The 10,468-nt window shown below is 61.8% G+C and carries 10 protein-coding genes; 6 read left to right on the top strand and 4 right to left on the bottom strand.

From position 1 onward, the window contains the following. Nucleotides 1–207 precede the first annotated feature (207 nt). From VKR55_RS05445 to VKR55_RS05435, 3 genes are all read left to right on the top strand, one after another. Nucleotides 208–876: a hypothetical protein gene (locus VKR55_RS05445; RefSeq protein ID WP_324400506.1), complete on the top strand. Its 669-nt coding sequence runs from the start codon at nt 208–210 to the stop codon at nt 874–876. A 1,053-nt stretch (nt 877–1,929) separates the two neighbouring features. Further along, entirely contained in the window at nt 1,930–2,670 is a 741-nt protein-coding gene (locus VKR55_RS05440) for a Crp/Fnr family transcriptional regulator (RefSeq protein ID WP_324400504.1), read from the top strand. Between the two features lie 151 nt (nt 2,671–2,821). Then, nucleotides 2,822–3,643 carry a Crp/Fnr family transcriptional regulator gene (locus tag VKR55_RS05435; protein ID WP_324400502.1) on the top strand — a complete coding sequence of 274 codons (822 nt, stop codon included), beginning with the start codon at nt 2,822–2,824 and terminating at the stop codon, nt 3,641–3,643. Nucleotides 3,644–3,661: 18 nt separating this feature from the next. On the opposite strand, the gene VKR55_RS05430 is transcribed toward VKR55_RS05435, so the two are convergent. The 4 genes from VKR55_RS05430 to VKR55_RS05415 form a co-directional block, all read right to left on the bottom strand. After that, nucleotides 3,662–3,898 carry a hypothetical protein gene (locus VKR55_RS05430; protein WP_324400500.1) on the bottom strand — a complete coding sequence of 79 codons (237 nt, stop codon included), beginning with the start codon at nt 3,896–3,898 and terminating at the stop codon, nt 3,662–3,664. A 100-nt stretch (nt 3,899–3,998) separates the two neighbouring features. Then, entirely contained in the window at nt 3,999–4,220 is a 222-nt protein-coding gene (locus VKR55_RS05425; protein WP_324400498.1) for a hypothetical protein, read from the bottom strand. Between the two features lie 193 nt (nt 4,221–4,413). Further along, entirely contained in the window at nt 4,414–4,884 is a 471-nt protein-coding gene (locus VKR55_RS05420; RefSeq protein ID WP_324400496.1) for a phasin family protein, read from the bottom strand. Between the two features lie 445 nt (nt 4,885–5,329). Beyond that, complete coding sequence (locus VKR55_RS05415; protein ID WP_324400494.1) at nt 5,330–5,917, bottom strand: CAP domain-containing protein; 588 nt, start codon at nt 5,915–5,917, stop codon at nt 5,330–5,332. Nucleotides 5,918–6,140: 223 nt separating this feature from the next. Between VKR55_RS05415 and VKR55_RS05410 the strand changes: the two genes are divergently transcribed. From VKR55_RS05410 to VKR55_RS05400, 3 genes are all read left to right on the top strand, one after another. After that, entirely contained in the window at nt 6,141–7,076 is a 936-nt protein-coding gene (locus tag VKR55_RS05410; RefSeq protein ID WP_324400492.1) for an AraC family transcriptional regulator, read from the top strand. A gap of 133 nt (nt 7,077–7,209) precedes the next feature. Further along, nucleotides 7,210–8,766: a serine hydrolase domain-containing protein gene (locus VKR55_RS05405; RefSeq protein ID WP_324400490.1), complete on the top strand. Its 1,557-nt coding sequence runs from the start codon at nt 7,210–7,212 to the stop codon at nt 8,764–8,766. Nucleotides 8,767–8,937: 171 nt separating this feature from the next. Continuing rightward, nucleotides 8,938–10,467: a Do family serine endopeptidase gene (locus VKR55_RS05400; RefSeq protein WP_324400489.1), complete on the top strand. Its 1,530-nt coding sequence runs from the start codon at nt 8,938–8,940 to the stop codon at nt 10,465–10,467. The last annotated feature ends 1 nt before the right edge of the window (nt 10,468 follow it).

Raw genomic sequence — 10,468 nt, 5'->3', positions numbered from 1 at the left:
TTTTCGGCGCACAAATCCTCGGCCAAAACCGTTGACGGTTCGTTGCCGGCGGAGGCGCCGTGCCGCTCTTCTAGACGAGAAAGCCGCATGGCCGCAACGCCAAAAACTGGTCAGGATGGGTGACCTAATGGCTTGGCGCGGGCCGCCATTCGCGCCATTGTCGCAAAACCGTGCCACGGATCTCGCCTGCATCATGGAGCCGAGGGAATGCCCGCCCTGCACCGTCGCCAATTGCTCGTCTTTGGGGCTGCCGCCGTGGCCAGCGCACTCCTGGATCGCAACGTCCTCGCGCAACGGATCAATCAAGCCGGAAGTCAGGACACGGGCGACGCGGCCGTTACGTTCACCTATCGCGGCTTCACCGTCGACGCGACCGCGGCCAAGGACGCGCGGAACCTGACGGCGATCGAAACGTCGCTGAAGCATCAGATCGACATCGTCTCCGATTGCGGCGTCGCGCCAAAAATCCTCACGTTCTTCAAGAGCGAGGAGATCTTCGTCAAGCCGGGCCAGGGCGACGGCGGCGGACGCTTCTCCTCGAAAAACAAGGGCGTGTCCGTCGACATCGCGGTCGACGCACCGGAGAAGCCGGTCCTGCTGCACGAGCTCGTGCACGCTTATCACTGGTATGTCATCCCGGACGGTTTCAGGAATGCGGACCTGCTCACATTCTACCAGCGCGCGCGGGAAGGCGGCTTCTATCAGCCGGGGGCTTACGTGCTGAAGAACGTGCAGGAGTTTTTCGCGGTGACCGGAAGCCTCTACCTCTGGGGCAACGTCGACCGCCCGCCGCACAACCGCAAGACGCTGCATGACAACCAACCGGTCTACTACAAATGGCTCGGGGATTTGTTCGGGGTCGTGAAAGCGGTCTAAGTGAGGGCTGGATCGCGCCATCGTCATTGCGAGGAGCGGTAGCGACGAAGCAATCCAGACTGTCTCCACGGAGAGAGTGTGGATCGCTTCACTTTGCTCGCGATGACGCTGTGCCCCATGTGTTTGCATTCCCGCGGCATGAATTGCCCGAGTTTTGCTTCGTCCGTTGGCCCTCCTGAAATCAGAGCGCAGGGAATGTCGGGTGCAGGCCGCACCCATGGCCCGCCTGCAACAAAAAACGCAGGCGGCGTCACCACAGGTCCAGCCGGAGCAACCCGACATTCCCTGCGCAATGGTTTTAACGGCTGCTCCGTGCTCTCCCCGGGGTGCCGGGCTTGATAGCCCCCGTCGTCTGCGAGCTCGTCACCCGCCAACTTGATCCCAGCGTCGGGGGATCAGGACCACACGGCTTGGCCGTCCGTGCCGATACGTTCGTCTCACGCGCCAGCACGGCCACCGCATCCCGCTCCCAACGTCCGTGACGATCGCGAAGCGCCCCTCTTGTGGAAGCAGGACGGGCGAAGACAAACACAAAATTCCGAAAAACGGAAGCAAAATATTTTTCACGAAAACGCTTGACTTTTTCTGATAACAGGAAGTCGCTTCCGATAACGCGAAATGATTTGCCCGACGAGCACGGGCCGAAGGCAAGCCTCGCAAGGTGGGGTTAGCCGACTACATGCACGGGTGGGTCAACCAGCGCATGCATATCGCGCGCGACTTCGCGCGGAGCGCGCCCAGCGACGAAAGCTGCACGCGCATATGTCGCGCAACGGGAATAGGAACTCATGTGCCTACCCTACGGTGTTACCCATACGCATTTTGCAATTGATTCTCTCCGCACTCTTCAGGCTAGTTCTCTTGATGTTGCGGGAAGAAGAAAAATCCACGCCGTTGCTTGGCAGTATTTGGAGTCTTGTTTTTGAATTCGTCGTCAACTGAATTGAGTCTCGGCACGCCTGGAGAAAGTAGATTTGAACAAGGTTTGAGGCCGCCTTCTCGCGCTGATCGAAATGCAAAAGGCCGCGCATGCCTCACGGCGGGATTCCTGCGATGACCCGCGCGAGCGGAATCCGCAACCACCTTCTTGCAACGCTGCGCCCCGCCCACCTGGATCTGCTGGCGCCCGGGCTGGAGACGGTCTCGCTCGACCAGGATGACGTGCTCGCGCGTGCGGGTGAGGTGAGCGAGCATCTCATCTTCCCTCATAGCGGCGCGATCTCGCTGATGATCGACATGGCGAACGGGCAGACGGTCGCCACCGCGATCGTGGGGCGCGAAGGGGCAGTCGGCAGCATCTCGGTGCTCGGGCGGTCACCTTCGGCCATCACAGCTATCGTTCGTGCCGCAGGGACCGCCTCGCGTATCGCCGCCCCTCGCTTTAACGCGGCTTTCAGTCGCAGCCCCGCGATCCGGCACGCGATCCAGATTCATCTCAACGCGACGCTCACACAGTTTCAGCTCAGCGCGGCCTGCAATGCGCTGCATCCGGTCGAAGCCCGTATGGCACGCTGGCTGCTTCATCTTCGCGATCGCATCGACCACGACGTGCTCCCGCTCACCCAGGAGACGCTGTCGCAAATCCTCGGCGTGCGACGAACGACGGTAACGCTTGTGATGCGCAATCTGCGCGCGTCCGGAGCGATCAGATCCGAGCGACGTGGTCAGATCGAGATCGACCGCTCGGGGCTCGCTGCGGCCGCGTGCGAATGCCATGACTCCATCCGTCTCGAGGTTGAGGGAATCTTTTCGACGAAGACGGCACCGATCTCGCTTTCTGGATGTTGCGAATGATAGGTGCATCTCGTGGGGTGAGTCAGGCGATGCTGTGTGAGCCCTTCCTTGCTGGGGCCTGCGCCAAAAAGCCTTCACGTTGCACTAACTCAAGATGGTATTGGTGGATGAATATCCTGCTAGATTGGTTGCTCGATCACAGAAGGAGACCGTGACCAGGCGCGCGACCAGCATCGGGAATCGGCTTCTGGCGGCGTTGCCGCCGGAGGATTTCGTCTTGCTCACACCCCACTTCCAGAAAGTCTCGTTCGAACTTGACGATGTCCTGGTGCGATCGGGCGATGAGCTCGACCCGGTTTATTTTCCCCATAGCGGCGCCATCGCCTTCATGGTTGACATGCCCGACGGGCAAACGGTCGCGACTACGTTGATGGGGCGGGAAGGCGCATTGGCCTCTCTTTCGGTGCTCGGTCCCTCGCGTTCATCCGTGACCGCAATCGCTCGCGTGGCCGGCACCGCATCGGTCATTTCCGCGTCGAAATTCCGCCTCGCCTATGCGCGCAGCGCAGCCATAAGACACGTGGTGCAGGTCCACGCGCGCTCGCTGTTGCTGCAGCTTCAGCACGTCGCCGCCTGCAACGCGCTGCATCGCGTGGACGGCCGCATGGCGCGGTGGCTCCTGCAACTACACGACCGCGTTCCCGACGACGTGCTGCCGCTGACACAGGAAGCGCTTGCCCAGTTGCTCGGCGTACGGCGTACGACGGTGACGCTGGCGATGAGCAAGCTTCGCGCGGCTGACGCCATTCCGTCCGAACGGCGCGGCTTCATCGAGGTCAATCGGGCGCAGCTCGAGAGCATGGCATGCGAATGCTATGCGCTGATGCAGCGCCGGATCGATCGCATGTATTGCGAGGAGTTGTCCGCTTCACAGCCGGTCCTTGCGCCGTCCGGGGAAAGCTCCGTCGTCGCTGCCGACGAAGCAAAAGAAGCCGGTGCTGAACTCAGAGCCACGTCGCCTGAGGCAAAATAACGGATTCTCCCTGCGGGATCAGCTTCGCTGCGGCCGATCAAGCCTCAGCCGGGATTGCGTATCGAGCTTCGCAAGTTGCGCATCGAGCTTCGCAAGCTCCCGCATTATCTTCGCCTTCTGACGAAGCTCGTTGCGCGTACGGCCCGGCCTCAACCGGTGCGCTTCATCAAGAAGGTCCTGGGCTTGCAACAGCCAGGTGGATGTTTCAGTGGAGACTTGCATGCGTGCCATGTGCCCCTCCATCGCTAAAGCCACGCTCGAATCTCACATTTGGCCGGTATCCAGTAGGTTCTCACATTCGCTAGAAAGGCCGCCGCAAGGTCATGCTAAAGCGCGATGCCTTCCGGATCATGCGCTAATGGCGGGACATGCCGGAGCCGACACTGCGACCTTCCGCCAACGCGGCGCGCTCGTCGACCCAGGCTTCCCGTGCGAACCAGGAGTGGTCGGCTTGGCAGATCGGGCAGCGGGTGCGCTTGAAAAATACCGCGCTGCGCCCAAAGCTCTCGCGATCGGTCTCGATGCCGGTCGGAATCGCGCGTCCGGTTTGCGGGCATTTCACCATCACCATACCCATGTGAACCCTCCCGTGGATTTTCTTTTGCTTTTGAAGCCAGGACCGGCCGGTTGGATTTCGCCTGTTGTCGGTGCGGTTGACTTGGGGGGCATCGCGCACCTGGCGTCTGATCGAGCAAAGGGGTCGTGCTCGTGGCGGGCTTGTTCCAACCGGCCGGGTCTCCCTCCTTGGGCAAACCGCGACCGCCGCTTTGTTAGTTGGCTTGCTGGAGAGACTTGGTCACGCGCTTCCTGATCGGCTCGCTGGTTTCCGCCGCGAGCTTCTGGGTAAGGTCCCACAATTCCTTATTCTGGGCAGATGCGGCGTCGAAGGTCTTGCGCGCTTGCTCCGCAGCCAAGGTGTAGACATCCGTCATCGACTTGCTGCCCAGCAGGTGGGCGAAAAAATCGATCGCGGCGACGGTATTGGCGCTCGAGATCTCGATGACCTTGAGCCCGTAGTCGCCCGCGCTCTTCGCATTGCTCGAATAGCTCTCGCGCAGCGCCTCCGCCATCTCCTCCGAGACGGCCTTGATCTTCTCGCAGCCTTCCTGCGCGCGTGCCACACCCTGTTCGGCAAGCTCGCCGAACAAGTTCGCGGAGAAGGCGACCTTCGGGAATCCGAACAACGGCGTCGCAGAAACGTTCATTCCGTTCGATTCGGCCTTCACTTGACTTTCACTCACGCTGCTATCTCCTCTCAAGCGAACACCATTCCCGACGCCAGCTTGCAACACGCAAACTCGTAGCGGCGGAGAGCGTTGTCCCGCTTCCGTGTTCGATCAGTTTTGGGTGAGCCCTCAATCCAGCCCGGACGCCACTATGTCCGACGCAAGTGGCGTTGTCCGTTCGGTTTGCGACTCTCGCTCAAGATTTTTTTGAGGATGTCAATACATACAATCGCTTTATCTACAGGAATGCTGACCACGCTGAGAGTGATCGCAAGCGTCGCAATAAAGCGCGATGATTTGAGGATGAATCATCATCGCGCTAGCCTTTTGTTTGCGCTTCATCTTTTCGGAAAATCGCTGCACACTTTTCCGGATCATGCGCTGGCCGGAGGAAGAGGTGGACCCTCTATCCGCGGCCGTTCAAGCCTGACTTCGTCACACCCCTTTGAAGCTCACTGCTTCACAGGCACAAGCTGAGCAGCTTGATGTGGCACTTCGAGGCATTAGGCCGGCTTGCGGTAGTCATCGTCGTGGTCGTCGTCGTCACGCGCCTGACGGCGACCAGCGGCCCCAGGTCTCTGCCGCCTTTGCCTTTGCCCTTGCCTGGCTTCTCGTAATCGCCGGCGATCTCCATGGCCCAATAGGTGCGCTTGCCGCTTGCGTCCTTTGCGCTCGCGATGCCGATACGGGAGGCGTTGTGCAACAGCAGGTTCTTCCGATGCTCGGAGGAATCGATCCACTGCAGGAGCGTCTTGTCGAACGTGTCGTAGCCGTAGGCGATGTTCTCGGCGGCGCGGCCGGCGCGCGAGACCACGATACGCGAGGAGAACGAGCCGAGCACCTCGTGGCTGAGGTCGTCCTTGGCCGCCATCGCGCGCGCCTGCGCCAGTGCAATGCGGTCGAGCGTCGGGTCGCGCACCACCTTGACCTCGCCATGCTTGATGCGGAAGCTCGAAATCATGTCGGCTGGCGACCCGGCCGCCGCCGCGCGCACGAAGCCAATCAGCACAAAAGCCGCGATCAGCGCCTGGATTGCCCGCCCTGTCATGTGTCTGGTTCAATGCCCCGCGGAGCCCGGGGAAGGCTCCCAACGCAAGGCGGTATGCCCCGGGACCGCCCGTATGGCAATGCACAGATTTGCGGCAAGGTTCGGGCGGCGGGTGGCGCAGCTCCCGTGCTCTTACGGGATCGGGCCGGAAAGCACCGCTTATTAAGATTCCCGGGGTATTCGGAAAATCGCTGGTCGATCTTGCGTTTCCGGGTGAAATCCCATGTTGCTGCAGGGACTAAAGTCCAACGCAGCCCTCGATGTTCTGCACTTCCCAACCCTGGACGATTTCCGGGCATTCGAGCGGTTTGGAGATGCCCGCAGCACGCCGTTGAGCGGGCGCTGTGTCTCGGCGCGTGCACATCTGATGCTGCCGTCGGCCCACCTCTGCGTCCAGCACACCTTTCCGCGCATCCTCGAAATCGACTACAGAACCAGCGGCACCCTTTGCGTCGTTCCGCTGGCCACCTCGATCAGCGTCAAGATCAATGGCATTTCCGGCAGCGCCGACCACGTCATGGCGGTACGCGGCGAGGTCCCTTGCGAGATCGTCGAACGACAGACCAACCTGTTTGGGCTCTTGAGCCTTGCTCCCGAGATCTCCGATCGCGGCTGGCCGGTCGATCGCGCCAACGTCATTCCGGTCGAAAACACTGCAGCGCTGCGCTCTTTCCGGCTTACCGTGGAGAGCCTGCTGGCGTTCGCGTCGTTCAATCCGGAGCAGGCGCGCAACGCAAATATGTTGCGGCGTATGGAAGAGTCGCTGTTGTCCTCGCTCGACGAGGCCATGACCTCGTACCCGTCGATCCCCTCGTCGGCGCAATTCGATCGCCACTTGCGCAGCGTGCGGCGGATGGAAGAATATCTGACCCTTCACCCCGCAGCCGATGTCGATGCCACCGAACTGGCCCAGGCGTGCGACGTCTCTCCGCGGACGCTGGAGGCGGCAACCAGAGCCGTGCGGGGCCTAAGCGTGCACCGGTATCTCCGCCTGCGGCGTCTGTGGTCGGCGCGCTGCGCACTGGCACTCGGCCAGCCGCAGACCAACGTCTCGGACGTCGCGCGCGCCAACGGCTTCTGGCACATGGGCGAGTTCGCTTCGGCCGATCGTGGCACGTTCGGCGAGACACCGTCCGAGACGCTGGCGCGCTGCAGCTAACGTGGCACAAGCCTTGGTTGCATCGGCTCGTCGCAAAGCCGAACAGCCTTGGTCCCGCGCGTGCGGATTGATATAGTTTTCGCCGTCCCGACGATCAGTCTCACCGCGTTTTGGCTTGCTCACTGGAAGCTGCATGTCAACCAAAAGGCGAACGCCCGCCGATCTCGCTCGGAGCGCACTGATCGCACTGGCTTCGATGTGCTGCGGCATCGGAAACACGTTCGCCGCGGAGGAGACGATCTGGCCGATGCCGGAATGGCGGGTGTCCACGCCGGAGCAGCAGGGCATGGATTCGGCTGAGCTTGCGAAACTTGTTGCATTCGGACGAACCCGCAGCTTCGACAGCCTGCTCATCACCCGCCATGGACGAAAGGTCCTGGACGCCTACTACGCCCCTTACATGGCGGACATTCCCCACGTGATGAACTCCGCCACCAAGGCGGTCGTCGCCAGCCTGATCGCCATGCTGCACAGGGATGGCCTGCTCGATGGTTTGAATCATCCCCTGCTCGATCTCTTCACAGACCGCAGCGTCGCCAATGTCGACGAACGGAAGAAGGCGATCACCGTCCAGAATCTCCTGGACATGACTTCCGGCTTTGACTGGGACGAAGGATTTCAGGGCGGCAGGGAGCAATCGCTGGTCGATCTCGGGCGAAGCCCGGACTGGGTTAAGTTCATTCTCGATCGTCCGATGGCGCACGCTCCGGGCGAGGTCTTCTACTACAACAGCGGCAATTCGCATCTGCTATCCGCTATCATCACCAGGCTCACCAATAAGCGCGCCGCGGACTACGCCAGCACCAGGCTGTTCGCCCCGCTCGGGATCGACCCGCCATTCTGGCGGAGGGATCCGCAGGGCCTTTCAACCGGCGCATTTGGTCTTGCCCTGCGTCCTCGCGACATGGCGAAGATCGGCTATCTCTACCTGCGCCACGGTGTCTGGGCAGGCAAGGAGCTGCTTCCGCCCGGCTGGGTCGACAGCGTCAATCGTGCGACCGTAAGCATGAACGCGCCGTTTGACCCGGGCCTGAAATACCACAACCAGTTCTGGGCCATGCCCGACCTGCATCTCTACATGGCGGTTGGATATCACTGCCAGGTCATCATGATCTTTCCCGATCTCGACATCGTGGCAGTCATGACGGCCAGGGATTTCTGCCCGTTCCGCAAAATCGCCAATGAAATCTCGGGCGCGGTCAAATCCGATGGAGAGCTGCCGGCCAATCCGGATGGCACCACGCAGCTTACCAGGGAGCTGAACGACGTCTCGATCGAGAAGCCGAGCGACGTTGGCCCAACTTCCGAAGTGGCGGCCACGATTTCGGGCAAGACCTACAAATTCCCCGACAACGCGCTCAACATCAAGTCGCTGACGCTGTTTCTAACGGACGCCGAGCCGCGCTATTCGCTCGAGATCGATACGCACGATCCGTTCAATTCCTTGCGCAGGCTCGATGGGCCGATCGGACTGGACGGGCTCTATCGCAGGAGCAAACCGACAGACTTCGGGCTGCGTGCCGTCAAGGCCTCGTGGGAGAAGAAAGACACATTCGTGGTCGACGTCCAGTATGTGGGACAGGGCGAGCAGCGGAAATGGTTTCTCACCTTCGACGGCAACAAGCTCAATCTCCGCGGCAAAGCCAGGGATGGCCGCGAGATTTCGATCGACGGCGAGACCGGCGGCTGAGAGAGCTTCGACGGCCCCTATCGCTGCGACACCGACTTTCGTAGGCCTTCGCGTTACGGCGATTTAACGTCCCTGTACGGATGTTAATTCAGCCGACAGCACGCGGTAAGCCCCGCAGCGCTATCTCTCTATCGAGGCCGAAATGGCTCAAACGAATTTGGAGAGATGATGATGACACCAACGAACCAAAATCCGCATCGCAAGATCCTGTCGGCGCGGCGGCTGACGCTGCTCGGCTCGGTAGCAGTAGTGGGCGCCGCGCTGGTGCTCGGCGGCGTCGGGGCCGGACAATTGTCCGGGCCGGCTTTCGCCGCGACGACGCAGGCGCAGCAGGGTCCCACGGGCTTTGCCGACCTGATCGCGAAGGTGAAACCGGCGGTGATCTCCGTGCGCGTCAAGGTCGACCGCTCCGTGGATTCCGGAGACGGCGACGGACCGCAGATGAACGACGACGAAGGCATGCCCCCGTTCATGCAGGGCTCGCCGTTCGAGAAGTTCTTCCAGCGCCGTGGCTTCGAGAGCCTTCCGCGCGGAATGCAGCGTCATGAAATCATCACCGGCGTCGGCTCCGGCTTCTTCATCTCCGCCGACGGCTACGCCGTCACCAACAATCATGTCGTCGACCACGCCAAGTCCGTCCAGGTCACGACCGACGACGGCAAGACCTACTCCGCAAAGGTGATCGGCACCGACGCCAAGACCGATCTCGCCCTGATCAAGGTCGAAGGCAAAAGCGGCTTCGCCTACGTCAATCTCGAGACCGCAACCCCGCGCGTCGGCGACTGGGTGGTCGCAGTCGGCAACCCCTACGGCCTCGGCGGCACCGTGACCGCCGGCATCATCTCGGCCGAGGGACGCGACATCGGCAACGGCCCCTATGACGACTACATCCAGATCGATGCGCCCATCAACAAGGGCAATTCGGGCGGACCGACCTTCGACACCAATGGCAATGTGATCGGGGTCAACACCGCGATCTATTCGCCGACCGGCGGCTCCGTGGGTATCGGCTTCGACATCCCCGCCCCAACCGTGAAGATGGTCGTCGCCCAACTCAAGGAAAACGGCAAGGTGACGCGCGCCTGGCTCGGCGTGCAGGTGCAGAAGGTGACGCCGGGCATCGCCGAAAGCCTCGGCTTGAAGACTGCCGCAGGCGCGCTGGTTGATGAGGCGAAGGCCGATACCCCGGCGGCGAAGGCCGGCATTGAGGCCGGCGACATCATCACGGCGGTCAACGGCAAGTCGGTGAAGGATTCGCGCGAGCTGGCGCGGGAGATTTCCGCCATGACGCCGGGCAGCACCGCGAAGCTCGACATTATGCGCAAGGGAGAAGCGAAGACTTTCGACGTCACGCTCGCCACGATGCCGAACCAGCCCGAGAAGCAGGCCAATGCCGGCGAGTATGACAATAGCGGCACGCCCGCCGCACCGCATCTCGGTATCTCGGTCGCCCCTGCAAGCGACGTCGCGGGCGCCGGCGACAAGGGCGTCGTGATCACCGGCGTCGACCCTGATGGTCCGGCGGCAGAACGCGGGCTCAAGTCCGGCGACGTGATCCTCGACGTCGGCGGCAAGAGCGTGGGCTCGGTGCACGAGCTGCGCAGCGCGCTGTCGGACGCAAAAGCCGGTGGCAAGAAGGACGTCCTGATGCGCATCAAGACCGCCGACAACACCCACTACGTCGCCGTGCCGATCGGCTGAG

The sequence above is a fragment of the Bradyrhizobium sp. genome (genome assembly GCF_035309285.1).
In the GTDB taxonomy this organism is placed as follows: Bacteria; Pseudomonadota; Alphaproteobacteria; order Rhizobiales; family Xanthobacteraceae; genus Bradyrhizobium.
The sequence above is the reverse complement of the archived record's forward strand: the minus strand, read 5'-3'. Positions and strand labels throughout refer to the sequence as shown.

What these genes read in the sequence shown, in the direction of transcription:
- VKR55_RS05445 (WP_324400506.1), top strand. Translation starts at nt 208, where the DNA reads ATGCCCGCCCTGCACCGTCGCCAATTGCTCGTCTTTGGGGCTGCCGCC.
- VKR55_RS05440 (WP_324400504.1), top strand. Translation starts at nt 1,930, where the DNA reads ATGACCCGCGCGAGCGGAATCCGCAACCACCTTCTTGCAACGCTGCGC.
- VKR55_RS05425 (WP_324400498.1), bottom strand. Translation starts at nt 4,220, where the DNA reads ATGGGTATGGTGATGGTGAAATGCCCGCAAACCGGACGCGCGATTCCG.
- VKR55_RS05415 (WP_324400494.1), bottom strand. Translation starts at nt 5,917, where the DNA reads ATGACAGGGCGGGCAATCCAGGCGCTGATCGCGGCTTTTGTGCTGATT.
- VKR55_RS05410 (WP_324400492.1), top strand. Translation starts at nt 6,141, where the DNA reads ATGTTGCTGCAGGGACTAAAGTCCAACGCAGCCCTCGATGTTCTGCAC.
- VKR55_RS05405 (WP_324400490.1), top strand. Translation starts at nt 7,210, where the DNA reads ATGTCAACCAAAAGGCGAACGCCCGCCGATCTCGCTCGGAGCGCACTG.
- VKR55_RS05400 (WP_324400489.1), top strand. Translation starts at nt 8,938, where the DNA reads ATGACACCAACGAACCAAAATCCGCATCGCAAGATCCTGTCGGCGCGG.